Raw genomic sequence first — 14,994 nt, forward strand, 5'->3', positions numbered from 1 at the left:
TTTATAAGTTGTACAAATATAAAAGGTTTTTAAAAATTAAAGAATTTTCTTTCAAAATATTCAAAGAAAACAAATTGTTTAATTCTAGCCCCGATAGAGGCGATATCCTCGCAGAGATAAAGCCGAAAGCGGGAAACCATGTTTAATAAAAAGCCTGTTTTTTGGCTTCAAAAAGTAAAAAACTTAGCTGCTTAGAACCTCAGAAACTTAGTAGCTAATTAGAGGATTAATTCTTATTTTTGCCTAAAAGGAGAAAACTTCATGCATAAATATATAGACCAGCTCAACGAAGCGCAACGAGAACCCGTTTTACAAAAGGACGGGCCAATGATTATTATTGCTGGTGCAGGTTCAGGAAAGACACGTGTTTTAACGATTAGAATTGCTTACCTGATGCATCAGGGTGTTGATGCATTTAATATTTTGTCGCTGACTTTTACCAACAAAGCGGCAAGGGAAATGAAACACAGGATTTCTGATATTGTTGGACCAACTGAAGCAAAAAATCTTTGGATGGGAACTTTTCACTCGATTTTTGCACGTATTCTTCGTTCAGAATCAGAGCATTTGGGTTATCCGTCCAATTTTACAATTTATGATTCCCAGGATTCTGCGAGATTGATTTCTTCCATTATAAAAGAAATGCAATTAGATCGTGATATCTACAAACCAAAGCAGGTTTTAGGCAGGATTTCGAGTTACAAGAACAGTTTGATTACCGTAAAAGCATATTTTAACAATCCTGAACTGGTTGAAGCCGATGCTATGGCAAAAAAACCAAGACTGGGAGATATTTATCAGCAATATGTTGAAAGATGTTTTAAGGCCGGAGCAATGGATTTTGATGATTTATTATTGAAAACCAATGAATTACTGACTCGTTTTCCGGAAGTATTGGCTAAATATCAAAATCGTTTCCGCTATATACTGGTTGATGAGTACCAGGATACGAATCACTCTCAGTATTTGATTGTAAGGGCTTTATCTGATAAATTCCAGAATATTTGCGTGGTTGGGGACGATGCGCAGAGTATCTACGCCTTCCGTGGAGCGAATATCAATAATATCCTGAATTTTCAAAAGGATTATGAAGGGGTAAAGACATTTCGATTAGAACAAAATTACCGCTCCACCCGAAATATTGTTGAAGCAGCGAATACCATTATTGATAAGAATAAAACCAAACTGGATAAAATTGTCTGGACAGCCAATGATTTTGGCCCAAAGATTAAAATTCACCGCAGTTTGACCGATGCAGAAGAAGGACGTTTTGTGGCAAGTACGATTTTTGAACAGAAAATGCAAAATCAGCTTCACAATGGTTCTTTCGCTATTTTGTATCGTACAAATGCGCAATCCCGTGCCATGGAGGATGCGTTGAGAAAACGAGATATCCCGTACAGGATTTATGGCGGATTATCATTTTATCAACGTAAGGAAATTAAAGATGTTTTATGCTACCTGCGTTTGGTAATCAATCCAAAAGACGAAGAAGCATTAATTCGTGTCATCAATTATCCGGCACGCGGAATTGGAGATACTACTGTTGAAAAGCTGACCATTGCAGCGAATCATTACAAACGCTCGATTTGGGAAGTAATGGTAAATATTGACAAAATCGACCTGAAATTAAACTCAGGAACCAAACAAAAACTGAATGATTTTGTGACCATGATTCAGAGTTTTCAGGTTATTGACCAAAATCAGGATGCTTTTTATATTACCGATTATGTAGCTAAAAAAACCGGCTTAGTTCAGGAATTAAAGAAAGATGCTACTCCGGAAGGAATGGCAAAAATCCAGAATATCGAAGAACTTTTGAACGGTATAAAAGACTTTACGGAAGGACAAAGAGAAATAGACGGAGCAAGAGGTGCCTTATCTGAATTTATGGAGGATGTAGCACTTGCAACCGATTTAGATAAAGATACCACAGATGAAGATCGTGTGGCATTAATGACGATTCACTTAGCAAAAGGACTTGAGTTTCCTCATGTTTTTGTTGTCGGGATGGAAGAAGATTTATTTCCTAGCGCCATGAGTATGAGTACAAGAAGTGAGTTGGAAGAAGAGAGACGTCTGTTTTATGTGGCGCTGACCCGCGCAGAACATCAGGCTTATCTAACGTATGCACAATCAAGATATCGTTGGGGAAAACTTACAGATAGTGATCCATCAAGGTTTATTGAAGAAATTGATCCGCAATATTTGGAATACTTAACGCCTGCTGAAAGCAATTATCGATATAAACCAATGATAGATAGTGATATTTTTGGAGATATTGATAAGTCTAAATTGCGATTGGCAAAACCGGTAGGAGGAACCCCGCCCAAACATATCACTGATAACGAGCCAAGGCCGGATTTAAATATCCGTAAACTTAAGCCTGTATCAGGAAATGCGCCAATTTCTACAAATGCAAATTTATTTGACAGTAAACTTACTGTTGGAAATGTCGTTATGCACGAACGCTTTGGAAAAGGTGAGGTAGTAAATTTAGAAGGAGTTGGTGCTGATAAAAAAGCAGAAATCAAATTTGAAGTCGGAGGTATTAAGAAACTTTTACTGAGGTTTGCAAAATTAGATATAGTTGGATAGTATGAATACACTATTATGCTGTTTAATATTTTTAGTTTCTTTTAGTGTTTGTGGACAATCAGAGATAGTAATAAAAAAAAATGATAAAAAATTAGTTGGATATTGGAAAGGAGCTGAGTTTGATGATGAAACACTGATCCAAACAAAATACTGGACTATTAATAGAGAAGAAAATGGAAATTACTTTATTGTATTTACATCATTTATTGATTGTAAAATAAAAGTTTGGAATGAAAGAGGAACTTGGTGGACAGATAATGATAAATATTATCAATTAAATTCGAGAACTCATATTTTAACTGTAATCAATTATAGTTTTTCTAATGTTAATGAGGTGTTTTTTTCTGAAAAACCGTCAGATGCAAAAGTTGAAAATAATGATGTTTACTATTTTGAAGGTTTAATAGATTATTAAAGACTTGATTAGTTAATGTCCTAAATATAAATTACGTTTTGGAAAACGTCTGTCACTCTGAATAAAGTCTAAGAGCTTATTAACTTACGGGGTTAACTCAGCCTGACAGAAGTGAAACCTGAAACAAATCAAACTTTAAACAAAAAAACAGAATGGCCGAATTTATAAAAATATATCCCGATAAACCCAGTGAAGCTGCAATTGCAAAAGTGGTAAAAGTGCTTCAAAATGGTGGTTTGGTTATTTATCCAACAGATACTGTTTACGGTTTAGGTTGTGATATAACCAATTCAAGGGCTTTAGAAAAAATTGCAAAAATTAAAGGAGTAAAATTAGAGAAAGCTAATTTCTCATTTATTTGTCATGATCTGAGCAATCTTTCAGATTATGTACGACAAATTGATACAGCTACTTTTAAAATCTTAAAGAGAGCTTTACCCGGGCCTTATACTTTTATTTTGCCTGGAAATAATAATTTGCCAAAAGAGTTCAAAAAGAAAACAACAGTCGGAATTCGTGTTCCGGATAATAATATCATCCTGGAAATTGTACGACAATTAGGAAATCCGGTTGTGTCAACTTCGATACGTGATGAGGATGATGTAATTGAATACACTACAGATCCTGAATTGATTTTTGAAAAATGGCAAAACCTTGTAGATCTGGTAATTGATGGTGGTTATGGAGATAATGTTGGTTCAACAATCATAGATTTATCAGAACATGAACCTGTTATTGTCAGAGAAGGAAAAGGAGATATTGATATTTTGTAAAAAAAAACCTAAATAGTGTAAAGGTTTTAAAAATATTAACTAACTTTAGTTAAGTTAAAATTTAGTTAGTTAATTGAAAATAATGCTATTCTTGATTTATATTTAATTGGTTATTAAAAAAGTTAAGGATACATAAAAGCAGGTCATTAGACCTGCTTTTTCTGTATTATAAAGTATTTAAACCTTAAATTATTTTTGTTGTTTTTTCATTTCTTTTTCAATCATATCATAGAACTGATCGATTTTTGGCATAACAACAATACGTGTTCTTCTGTTACGGGCTTTGTTTTCTGCAGTATCATTTGCTACTAATGGAACATATGAACTTCTACCTGCAGCAATCAATTTAGCCGGATTAACACCTAGTTCTCCTGATAATACACGAACGATAGAAGTAGAACGTTTAACACTTAAATCCCAGTTGTCTAACAAAACACCATTACTTTTGTACGGTACGTCATCTGTATGACCTTCAACCATACATTCGAAATCTGGTTTGTCATTTACAACTTTTGCAACTTTAGCTAAAACAGATTTTGCTTTATCGCTTACATCATAACTACCACTTTTAAATAATAGTTTATCAGCGATTGAAATAAATACAACTCCTTTTTCAACATTGATTTCGATATCCGGATCATTAATACCAACAGCTCCTTTTAGACTTGTTACCAAAGCTAAAGTTACACTGTCTTTTTTAGTTAAAGCATCCTGAAGTCTTGATATTTTCAAGTCTTTTTCTTTTAAACTTTCAAGAGATTTTTCAAGATTTTCAGCACCTTTAGTAGTTAAAACTGTTAAATCTTTAGAACTGTTTATTAAGTCTTGATTATGTTGTTTGTAGCTTTCTGCTGTAGCTGCCAGACCTGCTTTTTCTTCAAGGCATGAATTAAGTTTTACAGTACAAGAATTTAATAAGTCTTGAATCTCTTTGTTTTTAGCTTCCAAAGCTGCGTATTCTTTTTTTGAAACACACGAAGTTAAAGCCATTAATACTGATAGTGCAATTACTATTTTTCTCATAATTTAAATTTAATTTTAGACGTTATTTACAAATTTAGTTTTTAATATTTTGAATACTGTTAAAGATTTCTTTAAATAAAGTCAATTTCTTTATGTAATATAAGTAAACGATACTTTTTACAGTATAGTATTGTTGAATCTGGAAATCCTTTCTTTTTCTTATATACTTTAAAGATATACAATAAAATGAAAAATGGGCATGTAATACCGCATAAGTATGCCTGAATTTACCTTGTGTAAGAAAACGGATACCTGCAATTCCATCTAAAACCATACGGAAGAAAATGATGAAAAAAAGGTCTTTTTTGGGAAGGTTTTTCACCAGCATTAATAAGGAATTCCTAAAGTTCAAATACGTTTTTTTAGGATTGCTCTGATTCAGCGTTGCACCACCAACATGATAAACAGTTGATTGTGAGTTGTATTTTATAACGTAACCTTCATTCAGCGCACGCCAGCATAAATCAATTTCTTCCTGATGGGCAAAAAAGGTTTCATCAAATCCTCCTAATTCATTGTAGACTTCTTTTCTAATAAAAAAGCAAGCTCCTGAAGCCCATGATAATTCACAATTATCATCATATTGTCCATTATCTTTTTCGACTGTGTCAAAAATTCGTCCGCGACAATAAGGATATCCATACTTATCAATAAATCCGCCTGCTGCACCGGCATATTCAAAATATTCCTTGTTTTTGAAATCAAGAATTTTTGGCTGAATTATTACAGTTTGTTTTTCGTTATCAAATGTTTCTATAATGGGCTTTAACCAATTTTCAGTGACTTCAATATCAGAATTGACCAAAGCATAAATTTCTTCATCTACATGCTGTAAGGCATCATTATAGCCTTTTGCAAAGCCATGATTGCCATCATTTCTGATAATTTTTACTGTGGGGAAATTTTTCTCGACGAAATGGATAGAATCGTCTGTTGATGCATTGTCTGCAACATAGATAGTGGCTTCTGCAGAAAATTGAATTACGGAGGGTAAAAACTGCTCTAATAATTTTACTCCGTTCCAATTTAAAATGACGACTGCTATTTTATTCAAGAGTACCTTTTTTTAATTTATAATTCTATTTTGTAATCCGGTAAGGATTGCAAAAATTCATATTTTTCATTTTCAAAATCCATCTGGCAATAATAATGGCTCAGACCATTCGTGACATTCAAAAACCGTGCCTTCATTGTCATATTATAACGGGCGATCTGGTCAAAAGTTGCCTGTGAAATTTTTACCTCGGGTGCTTTACATTCTACTAATATATGTATAGAACCATCAGGATTAAAGACTACGATATCGTATCTTTTTCGTAATTTATTGATGGTTAGAACTTTCTCTACATTTATTAGTGATTTGGGATATTTCTTCTCCTTCATTAAATAATGAACAACATGCTGACGAACCCATTCTTCGGGTGTCAGAATGATAAATTTTTTCCTTATTTCATCAAAAATAGACACTTTATTTTCGCTATTTTTGAATCGGAAAGTATAATTAGGAAAATTTAGTTTTAACATAAAGCAAAAATATAAAATAGTTTCAGGTTTCTCCCGAAGTCTCGCGATAAAGTTTCAGGTTTTGGAACTCAACCTGAAACATGAAACAAAAATATTGAATGGACGAAGTTGTAAAAATTGTTAATGATATCAAGGCCGGAAATATCATGCCTATCTATTTTTTGATGGGTGAGGAGCCATACTATATTGATAAATTATCTGAATATATTGAGCAGAACGTACTTTCGGAAGATGAAAAAGGGTTTAATCAAACGGTATTGTACGGCAGAGATGTTTCTGTTGAAGATATTGTTTCAACGGCAAAACGTTATCCAATGATGTCTGACCGTCAGGTTGTTATCGTAAAAGAGGCACAGGATTTATCAAGAAACATTGATAAAATTGAATCGTATGTCAATAATCCGATGAAAACGACAGTTCTTGTTTTTTGTTATAAATACAAGACACTCGATAAACGTAAAAAAGTAACGAAGTTATTAGCTCAGAATGGAATTGTTTACGAAAGCAAAAAATTATATGAAAATCAGGTTGGTGACTGGATAAAACGAGTTCTTGCCGGCAAAAAATATACAATTGATCCCAAAGCAAATGCTATGCTCGTAGAGTTTTTGGGTACTGATTTGAGTAAAATTAATAACGAACTTGAAAAACTTCAGATTATTTTGCCACAGGGAACCATGATTACGCCACAACATATTGAAGAAAATATAGGTTTTAGTAAAGATTATAATGTTTTTGAACTCCGAAAAGCGATTGGGGAAAGAAATCAGGTTAAAGCCTATAAAATCGCTGAAAACTTTGCCCATAATCCTAAAGAATATCCATTGGTTATGACAACCGGATTGGTTTTTGGATTTTTTGTACAGCTTTTAAAATACCACGGATTAAAAGATAAAAACCCTAAAAATGTGGCGGCTGCCATTGGCGTAAATCCTTATTTCTTAAAGGAATATGATTTGGCTGTAAAGAATTATCCAATGCGAAAAGTGAGCCAGATTGTTGGGGCTTTGCGTGATATTGATGTAAAAAGTAAAGGGGTTGGAGCAAATGCCCTGCCTCAGTCGGACTTGTTAAAAGAAATGCTTTACAAAATATTTAATTAAGCCGTTATAATTCACGATATTTGCATTTCTAAAATTAAATCACATTAAAAAATATTTATTTCAACTATGGGAATGAATAAAAATACCGTTTTAGGATGGGCTACTTTTATAATGGTACTTATGGGATTGTTACTTATAGGTCTTGGAGCTTTTAGATACAGAGATGTTTCCGGCTGGGGATTTGTAGCAGTTGGTGTTGGTTTTTTTGCCAATGCCTGGGTTTTTAATGCATTGAAAGGTAGAGTTTAAACAATTTCAATATCTATTGCAACAATCAATTACAGTAGAAAATCAATAAAAAATAATTATTAAAATTAAAAATAAATAGAATGTCAGACGATAAGAAAGTAATTTTCTCAATGCAGAAATTGAGTAAAACCTATCAGGGAGCAGACAAACCTGTGCTTAAAAATATTTACCTTAGTTTTTTTTACGGTGCTAAAATTGGTATTTTGGGACTTAATGGTTCAGGAAAATCTTCTCTTTTAAAAATTATTGCAGGAGTTGATAAAAATTATCAGGGTGATGTAGTTTTTCAGCCAGGATATACTGTTGGATATTTAGAGCAGGAGCCAATTCTTGATGATTCTAAAACAGTTATAGAAATTGTTCGCGAAGGAGCTGCAGAAACAATGGCAGTTTTAGAAGAGTACAATCAGATAAATGATTTATTTGGTCTTGAAGAAAATTACTCAGATCCAGATAAAATGGATAAGTTGATGGACCGTCAGGCAGCATTACAAGATAAAATTGATGCTCTTGGTGCCTGGGAAATCGATACAAAATTAGAAATTGCAATGGACGCTTTGCGTACGCCTGAAGGTGATACGCCTATTAAAAACCTTTCCGGAGGTGAGCGTCGTCGTGTAGCTTTATGTCGTTTGTTATTGCAACAGCCAGATGTATTGTTACTTGATGAGCCTACCAACCACTTAGATGCTGAATCTGTACTTTGGTTAGAGCAGCACTTGGCACAATATGCCGGAACTGTAATTGCTGTAACGCACGATAGATATTTCCTTGATAATGTTGCAGGCTGGATTTTAGAGTTAGACAGAGGAGAAGGTATTCCTTGGAAAGGAAATTATTCTTCATGGTTGGACCAAAAATCAAGCCGTATGGCTCAGGAAGAAAAAGTAGCTTCTAAACGCAGAAAAACATTAGAACGTGAGTTGGAGTGGGTTCGTCAGGGTGCAAAAGGACGTCAGACGAAACAAAAAGCCCGTTTACAGAATTACGATAAATTATTAAATGAAGACCAAAAACAACTGGACGAAAACCTGGAAATCTATATTCCGAATGGTCCTCGTTTAGGTACGAATGTTATCGAAGCTAAAAATGTTGCCAAAGCTTTTGGAGAAAAATTATTATACGATAATTTGAACTTTACTTTGCCGCAAGCCGGAATTGTTGGAATTATTGGACCAAACGGTGCTGGTAAATCTACTATTTTCAAAATGATTATGGGTGAACAAGCTACTGACAGCGGAGAATTTTCAGTTGGTGAAACGGTGAAAATTGCTTACGTAGATCAGTCTCACTCAAATATTGATCCGAATAAATCAATTTGGGAAAACTTTGCAGATGGTCAGGAATTGATTATGATGGGAGGAAAGCAGGTTAATTCAAGAGCTTATTTATCACGTTTCAACTTTGGCGGAGGTGAGCAAAATAAAAAAGTTTCCATGTTATCTGGTGGTGAGCGTAACCGTTTGCACTTAGCCATGACATTGAAAGAAGAAGGAAATGTACTTTTACTGGATGAGCCAACGAATGACTTAGATGTAAATACACTTCGTGCGCTTGAGGAAGGTTTAGAAAATTTTGCTGGTTGTGCTGTAATTATTTCTCACGACAGATGGTTCTTAGACAGAATCTGTACGCACATTTTAGCCTTTGAAGGAGATTCTGAAGTTTATTTCTTTGAAGGAAGTTTCTCTGATTATGAAGAAAATAAAAAGAAACGCCTTGGTGGTGATTTAACTCCAAAACGTTTGAAATACAGAAAATTGATTAGATAACTTTAGTTAATTTCAAATTTTTAAAATCCCAAATTCCAAATTGTAATAAATTTGAGTTTGGGATTTTTGTTTCTATTAGGCTTTTCCGTTTTGTTTGTCATTTCGACGAAGGAGAAATCTTCGCGAGAAGCTCGACAATGACAATATTGCGTAAAAATTGGAATTTACAAAAACTTAGCTTTCAATTCCGGAGTGGGAATCATACAGCTTTCTTTTTTACCGTACCAATTATATCTATTCTTTGCAACATAATCATAAATTCTGTCACTGATAAATATTGGCACAATTCTAAAAACCGGAATTAACTTCCAAAATCCGCCAAAGTTTTTGGCGATTTCAATAACTGCCGAAGATTTATAAAAATAAGCGGTCCCGGGATCATATAATATGATACTGTCCATTTTAGAAAAACTGATTCCAAGATATTTACAAATCGAAATACCCAATTCAGACTGTAGTGCTACAAACCTAAAAATATCTTTTTTGTCATGCTTAATGATATATTGTACAGCACTGTCACATAAATTGCAAACACCATCAAACAGGATTATCTTTTTGTTTTTTGGAAGGTCTATCATAAAAACATATCATTTATTTTCTCTATTGAAAAAATATTATTCATAATTTTTTTAAATCAAAAACAGTGTTCATAAATTATTTTTAAGCCATTTTTTAAAAATATCCATCTTTGTAATTATCTTTTTTGAAATACTTTCTTAAATCGTCTTATTTTAATTTTAGAGTAATTTTCATGATTTTCAAGGATGAAAAATCGTAATAAACACGGAAATTTATTTTTTTGCAGCTTCAACAAGTTCTAACTCATCCAAACTAACCTTAGAAGTAAAAATCCCGTAATTGACGGTTGCTTTATTTTTTTCGATTGAATCAATACTTCCAACCGATCTTCCGTCGAGCATTCTTACACGGTCACCGACTTTTAAGATTGGTTTTGGTTTCTCTATAACCGGTTTAAGTTTCTTTTCTTTTTTCTCTTTTCGAATTTCTTCGACTTTTACAGAAACTTCCGCGATAACTTCTTTTTTCTTTTCAATTATAGCTTTACTTTCCTTTGGAGTTGCTTTTTTACGTTTTGAGTTTTCAATCTCAACGATTTTCAAAAATTCACCAATCAGTTCTTTTTTATTTTTGTTGTTGAAATATTTCTCTGAAATGTCTTCAATTTTCTGACCAATGTAAATTGTCTTCTGGTTGCTGTCATATAGTTCCTGATAACTTTCAAGTTTTTGCTTGATTTTTACATTGATGTTTTCCATCTTTTTGCTTTCCTCACGTGCTCTGGTTTCTTCTTCTTTAAGATTGATGGAAGTTTTTTCCAGCTTCGAACGTTCTTTCTGAAGCGTTGCAATCGTTTTGTCAAAACGAACTTTTCCAACTTCGATTTTCTTTTTTGCACGATTTATTAATCCAAACGGAATTCCGTTTTTCAAAGCCACTTCAAATGTAAATGAACTTCCGGCCTGACCAAGAGCTAACTTATACATTGGCTCAAGCGATTTTTCATCAAACATCATATTTGCGTTTGTTGCAAAAGGCAATTCGTTTGCGAGAATTTTTAAGTTTGAATAATGCGTTGTAATAATTCCGAAAGCTTCACGATGATAAAATTCTTCAAGGAAAATTTCAGCCAGGGCCCCGCCTAATTCCGGATCTGATCCTGTACCAAATTCATCAATTAAAAACATGGTTTTCTTGTTGCATTTTTTCAAGAAATAATTCATGTTTTTTAATCGGTAACTATAAGTACTTAGGTGATTTTCAATAGATTGGTTATCTCCGATATCCGTCAAAATCCTGTCAAACAAGAAAGTTTCACTTCGTTCGTGAACAGGAATCAGCATTCCTGATTGCAGCATTAATTGTAGTAATCCAACCGTTTTAAGCGAAATTGTTTTTCCTCCCGCATTTGGTCCGGAAATAACAATTATTCTGTTATCTTGTTTTAATTCAATAGTTTGCGGATGCGTTACTTCGTTTTTTTGTTTATTATTTAAGTACAAAATCGGATGGTACGCTTCTCTGAAAAATAATCTTCTTTCTTCGGTAATTGCCGGCAGAATTCCGTTGATTCGGTTAGCATATTTTGCTTTACCGGCAACAACATCAATATCGCTTAAGAAATCCTGATACTCAATTAGCAAAGGCAAAAATGGTCGGATTGCGTTTGATAATTGTTTCAGAATTCTGGTGATTTCTTCTTTTTCTTCGTACTCCAGGTTACTTAATTCACGAGAATATTGCAATGTGGCTTCAGGTTCGATATAGGCAATACTTCCGGTTTTGGAACTTCCTAAAATAGAGCCTTTTACTTTTCGTCGGTACATGGCTAAAACCGCTAGAACTCTGCGGTTTTGTACAAAACTCTCTTTAATATCATCTAAATAACCAAGGCTGTTATTGTGCGTAAGTGCCACTCCAAAGCTTTGATTTACTTTTCCACGAACAATATTCATGTTTTGGCGAATACTCAAAAGGGCAGGAGAAGCATTGTCTTTTATTTCTCCGTATTTATCTACAATAGCATCAATTAGGGTTACAATATCTTTTGTATATTCTACTCTTGAAGCTCTTGCATTTAGGTTTGGATAATAATCATCAAATTTTTTAAGGAAATTCAAAAGAAAATTTGATGTTGACGAAAGTGTAGCAATTTTTCTAAAACTACCGACTTCCAGGAAACTATCTTCAATTGCCAGGAATTTGATTTCATTCGTAATAGCATCAAAACCGTGATTCGGAATTGCGTTATTATTCTGAAACGATGAAACATACTCAGATGTCTGCATCAAAGCCTGCATCAGAGTTTCTTTATCTTTAAATGGAGTTATATTTAAGGCTTTTTCTTTTCCGATATCAGTATTACATCCTGCTGAAATGGTTTCAAGAACCGTTGGAAATTGTAAATCCTGTAATGTTTTTTCTGTAATGCTAATCATTTAATTTTTATAACAAAGTATACACAAAAGTACAAAAACTATATGATTGAATTCTACAAACGGTATACCTAAATTTTATTGTCAGGCGAATATGATTTTATTAGAAAATTTCCGAATTTAGCCTAAAAAAAATATGGACGTTAAAATGCATGATTCGTGGAAACCGGTTTTGAATGAAGAATTTGAAAAACCATATTTTAATGAATTAATTGCTTTTGTAAAATCAGAATATACTACTAAGGTTTGTTATCCAAAAGGAAGTCAGATTTTTTCTGCTTTTGATCATTGTCATTTTGATCAGGTAAAAGTTGTTATTATAGGTCAGGATCCTTACCACGGACCAAATCAGGCGAATGGTTTGTGTTTTTCTGTGAATGACGGAATTCCGTTTCCTCCTTCATTACATAATATTTTCAAAGAAATAGAAACTGATTTGAGCAAGCCAATGCCTAAAACAGGTAATTTGGAACGCTGGGCAGATCAGGGTGTTTTTCTTTTGAATGCTACGTTGACGGTTAGGCAATCTGAGGCAGGAAGTCATCAGGGAAAAGGCTGGGAAAAATTTACAGATGCAGTAATTAAGCAAATTTCAGCTGAAAAAGAAAATGTTGTTTTCCTGCTTTGGGGAGGTTTTGCCCAGAAAAAAGCAGCTTTGATTGATGGTTCAAAACATCATATTTTAAAATCCGGACATCCTTCACCTTTGAGTGCGAACCGCGGATTTTGGTTTGGGAATAAGCATTTTAGTCAGACAAACGACTTTTTAAAATCAAAGGGATTAAAGGAGATTGAGTGGTAATTTTTTAAAAGTGACAAAGTTTCAGAGCGACAAGGGGCAAAGGAAAAACTTTGCGTCTTTGTGACTTTAAGTAAAATATTTTAATTAAAAAAAAATCTTCTGAATCTGCAAAATCTGCAAAAACAGAAGACTTAATTTGTTTTATTTTTTTACAATCTCGTCAAGAATGGCTTTGTTTTCGTAATTAATTACTTTTAGAATAATTTCCTGATTTTTTATCGTTTTTCCTTCAATAATATAAAGTTTTCCTTTTTTGAAAGATACATTGCTTTGGTCAAAATCAACATCTCCGTAAGTTAATGTATTTTTAATATCTGCTGTGTCAACCCATTTTTCGTTTAAAGTCTGGATAGCTTTATCAGAATATTGAAAAGGTTTTGTTCGAAGGTTGTTTAGAACTCTGGCGTTTGGAAAATAATTGCAGCGAGTGTCTTTTCCGCTAAAAATAGCTGCTACAACAAAACATCCCATTACGAGACCAATCAAATAATAAGCAAAACGATGTACGAACTTCATGAAATAAAATTTTTGCAAAGGTACATTAAAGTTCTTTTAAAATACAAGTAAATTAATATCGTTATCAGGTAAATCAAACCATTCTCCAATGGCTTTGTTGGTAAGGATTCCGTGGTATAAGTAAATTCCGTTTTTTAAGCCTTTATTACATCTTATAGCACTTTCTAAGCCTCCGTCTTCTGAGATCTGATGAAGGTAAGGAGTTAAGATATTACTGATTGATAATGAGGCAGTTTTGGAATATCTGGAAGGAATGTTTGGTACACAATAATGCAAAACATTGCTTTTTATAAAAGTTGGTTTTTCGTGGGTTGTTACTTCTGATGTTTCGAAACAACCTCCGGTATCGATGCTGACATCTACAATTACAGCACCTTTTTTCATGTGTTCTACCATGGTTTCAGTAACTATAATAGGACAGCGTTCTTTTCCGCGCATAGCACCAATAGCAACATCACAGCGTCTTAAAGCTTTTAATAATGCTTTTTGCTGAACAGTAGAAGTGAAAATTCTTTGATTTAAATTATTTTGTAAACGGCGTAATTTTGTAATTGAATTATCAAAAACTTTTACGTTTGCACCTAAACCAATTGCGGTTTTAGCTGCAAATTCGCCCACTGTTCCTGCGCCTAAAATAACAACATCAGTAGGAGGTACGCCTGTGATATTTCCGAATAAAAGTCCTTTTCCGAACTCATCTGTAATCATTAATTCGGCAGCTATTAAGATCGAAGCTGTTCCCGCAATTTCACTTAATGATTTTACAGCCGGATAAGATCCGTCTTCGTCCTTAATATATTCAAAAGCAAGTGCGGTGATTTTTTTCTGGGCCAAAGCTTCGAAATAAGCTTTCTTTTTTGTTTTTAACTGAATAGCAGAAATAATAACCGTTTCAGGATTTATCATTTCAATTTCTGCCAAAGTTGGAGGCTCTACTTTTAGTAAAAACGGACAGCCAAAAACTTTTTTAGTGTCTTTTGTAACTTCTGCACCGGCATCGCTGTATTCTTTGTCTGTATAACTTGAACTTTCTCCTGCACCGGATTCAATCATAACGCGGTGTCCTTCATATGTCAATGAATTAACAGCATCGGGAGTCAGGCAAATACGACGTTCCTGGTAACTTGTTTCCTTAGGAATTCCTATGAAAAGTTCTCTTTTAAAACGGCCAACTTCAAGTTTTTCTTCCTGTGGAAGTAATTGTTGTTTCGTAAATGGAGTTAAGGTTATTGACATGGGATGATTACAAAATTTAAAGATGCAAA

The 14,994-nt window shown here is 33.6% G+C and carries 14 protein-coding genes; 7 read left to right on the forward strand and 7 right to left on the reverse strand.

The window, feature by feature from the left end; genetic code table 11:
- Nucleotides 1-261: 261 nt before the first annotated feature.
- From DCO46_RS08785 to DCO46_RS08795, 3 genes are all read left to right on the forward strand, one after another.
- Nucleotides 262-2,598: an ATP-dependent helicase gene (locus DCO46_RS08785; RefSeq protein WP_116752190.1), complete on the forward strand. Its 2,337-nt coding sequence runs from the start codon at nt 262-264 to the stop codon at nt 2,596-2,598.
- 1 nt (nt 2,599) lies between these two features.
- A complete protein-coding gene (locus DCO46_RS08790; RefSeq protein ID WP_116752191.1) occupies nt 2,600-3,013 on the forward strand; it encodes a hypothetical protein in 414 nt (137 codons plus the stop codon).
- Between the two features lie 152 nt (nt 3,014-3,165).
- Nucleotides 3,166-3,786, forward strand: coding sequence for an L-threonylcarbamoyladenylate synthase (locus tag DCO46_RS08795; RefSeq protein ID WP_116752192.1), 621 nt, complete (start codon nt 3,166-3,168; stop codon nt 3,784-3,786).
- A 189-nt stretch (nt 3,787-3,975) separates the two neighbouring features.
- On the opposite strand, the gene DCO46_RS08800 is transcribed toward DCO46_RS08795, so the two are convergent.
- The 3 genes from DCO46_RS08800 to DCO46_RS08810 are packed head-to-tail and all read right to left on the reverse strand — an operon-like array spanning nt 3,976 to nt 6,333.
- Nucleotides 3,976-4,809: a flagellar motor protein MotB gene (locus tag DCO46_RS08800; RefSeq protein WP_116752193.1), complete on the reverse strand. Its 834-nt coding sequence runs from the start codon at nt 4,807-4,809 to the stop codon at nt 3,976-3,978.
- Between the two features lie 34 nt (nt 4,810-4,843).
- Nucleotides 4,844-5,863: a glycosyltransferase family 2 protein gene (locus tag DCO46_RS08805; protein ID WP_116752194.1), complete on the reverse strand. Its 1,020-nt coding sequence runs from the start codon at nt 5,861-5,863 to the stop codon at nt 4,844-4,846.
- 17 nt (nt 5,864-5,880) lie between these two features.
- Nucleotides 5,881-6,333 (reverse strand): type I restriction enzyme HsdR N-terminal domain-containing protein, encoded by a 453-nt coding sequence (locus DCO46_RS08810; protein WP_116752195.1) that lies wholly within the window; start codon nt 6,331-6,333, stop codon nt 5,881-5,883.
- 98 nt (nt 6,334-6,431) lie between these two features.
- Here DCO46_RS08810 and holA point away from each other — a divergent pair, with 98 nt between their 5' ends.
- The 3 genes from holA (at nt 6,432) to ettA (ending at nt 9,457) form a co-directional block, all read left to right on the forward strand.
- Nucleotides 6,432-7,436: a DNA polymerase III subunit delta gene (holA, locus tag DCO46_RS08815; RefSeq protein ID WP_116752196.1), complete on the forward strand. Its 1,005-nt coding sequence runs from the start codon at nt 6,432-6,434 to the stop codon at nt 7,434-7,436.
- 66 nt (nt 7,437-7,502) lie between these two features.
- The gene (locus DCO46_RS08820; protein WP_035680915.1) at nt 7,503-7,685 is read left to right on the forward strand and encodes a CAL67264 family membrane protein; all 183 of its coding nucleotides are present in this window, start codon (nt 7,503-7,505) and stop codon (nt 7,683-7,685) included.
- Between the two features lie 80 nt (nt 7,686-7,765).
- Nucleotides 7,766-9,457, forward strand: a complete 1,692-nt coding sequence (gene ettA, locus DCO46_RS08825; protein WP_073481331.1) for an energy-dependent translational throttle protein EttA — start codon at nt 7,766-7,768, stop codon at nt 9,455-9,457.
- A gap of 164 nt (nt 9,458-9,621) precedes the next feature.
- Here ettA and DCO46_RS08830 read toward each other — a convergent pair whose 3' ends face one another.
- Together DCO46_RS08830 and DCO46_RS08835 are read right to left on the reverse strand one after the other, a co-directional pair.
- Entirely contained in the window at nt 9,622-10,035 is a 414-nt protein-coding gene (locus tag DCO46_RS08830) for a thiol-disulfide oxidoreductase DCC family protein (RefSeq protein WP_116752197.1), read from the reverse strand.
- Between the two features lie 213 nt (nt 10,036-10,248).
- Nucleotides 10,249-12,414, reverse strand: a complete 2,166-nt coding sequence (locus DCO46_RS08835; RefSeq protein WP_116752198.1) for an endonuclease MutS2 — start codon at nt 12,412-12,414, stop codon at nt 10,249-10,251.
- 133 nt (nt 12,415-12,547) lie between these two features.
- On the opposite strand from DCO46_RS08835, the gene DCO46_RS08840 reads away from it, so the two are divergent.
- The gene (locus DCO46_RS08840) at nt 12,548-13,213 is read left to right on the forward strand and encodes a uracil-DNA glycosylase (protein ID WP_116752199.1); all 666 of its coding nucleotides are present in this window, start codon (nt 12,548-12,550) and stop codon (nt 13,211-13,213) included.
- A gap of 141 nt (nt 13,214-13,354) precedes the next feature.
- Here the strand turns inward: DCO46_RS08840 and DCO46_RS08845 are convergent, their stop codons facing one another.
- Nucleotides 13,355-13,729 carry a DUF4258 domain-containing protein gene (locus DCO46_RS08845; RefSeq protein WP_116752200.1) on the reverse strand — a complete coding sequence of 125 codons (375 nt, stop codon included), beginning with the start codon at nt 13,727-13,729 and terminating at the stop codon, nt 13,355-13,357.
- Between the two features lie 36 nt (nt 13,730-13,765).
- Nucleotides 13,766-14,965: an alanine dehydrogenase gene (locus DCO46_RS08850; protein ID WP_116752201.1), complete on the reverse strand. Its 1,200-nt coding sequence runs from the start codon at nt 14,963-14,965 to the stop codon at nt 13,766-13,768.
- Between the last annotated feature and the right edge of the window lie 29 nt (nt 14,966-14,994).

It is taken from the genome of Flavobacterium sp. HTF, from assembly GCF_003105115.1.
In the GTDB taxonomy this organism is placed as follows: domain Bacteria; phylum Bacteroidota; class Bacteroidia; order Flavobacteriales; family Flavobacteriaceae; genus Flavobacterium.

What these genes read in the sequence shown, in the direction of transcription:
- DCO46_RS08850 (WP_116752201.1), bottom strand. Translation starts at nt 14,965, where the DNA reads ATGTCAATAACCTTAACTCCATTTACGAAACAACAATTACTTCCACAG.
- DCO46_RS08840 (WP_116752199.1), top strand. Translation starts at nt 12,548, where the DNA reads ATGGACGTTAAAATGCATGATTCGTGGAAACCGGTTTTGAATGAAGAA.
- DCO46_RS08790 (WP_116752191.1), top strand. Translation starts at nt 2,600, where the DNA reads ATGAATACACTATTATGCTGTTTAATATTTTTAGTTTCTTTTAGTGTT.
- ettA (WP_073481331.1), top strand. Translation starts at nt 7,766, where the DNA reads ATGTCAGACGATAAGAAAGTAATTTTCTCAATGCAGAAATTGAGTAAA.
- DCO46_RS08795 (WP_116752192.1), top strand. Translation starts at nt 3,166, where the DNA reads ATGGCCGAATTTATAAAAATATATCCCGATAAACCCAGTGAAGCTGCA.
- holA (WP_116752196.1), top strand. Translation starts at nt 6,432, where the DNA reads ATGGACGAAGTTGTAAAAATTGTTAATGATATCAAGGCCGGAAATATC.
- DCO46_RS08785 (WP_116752190.1), top strand. Translation starts at nt 262, where the DNA reads ATGCATAAATATATAGACCAGCTCAACGAAGCGCAACGAGAACCCGTT.
- DCO46_RS08835 (WP_116752198.1), bottom strand. Translation starts at nt 12,414, where the DNA reads ATGATTAGCATTACAGAAAAAACATTACAGGATTTACAATTTCCAACG.
- DCO46_RS08845 (WP_116752200.1), bottom strand. Translation starts at nt 13,729, where the DNA reads ATGAAGTTCGTACATCGTTTTGCTTATTATTTGATTGGTCTCGTAATG.
- DCO46_RS08830 (WP_116752197.1), bottom strand. Translation starts at nt 10,035, where the DNA reads ATGATAGACCTTCCAAAAAACAAAAAGATAATCCTGTTTGATGGTGTT.
- DCO46_RS08810 (WP_116752195.1), bottom strand. Translation starts at nt 6,333, where the DNA reads ATGTTAAAACTAAATTTTCCTAATTATACTTTCCGATTCAAAAATAGC.
- DCO46_RS08820 (WP_035680915.1), top strand. Translation starts at nt 7,503, where the DNA reads ATGGGAATGAATAAAAATACCGTTTTAGGATGGGCTACTTTTATAATG.
- DCO46_RS08800 (WP_116752193.1), bottom strand. Translation starts at nt 4,809, where the DNA reads ATGAGAAAAATAGTAATTGCACTATCAGTATTAATGGCTTTAACTTCG.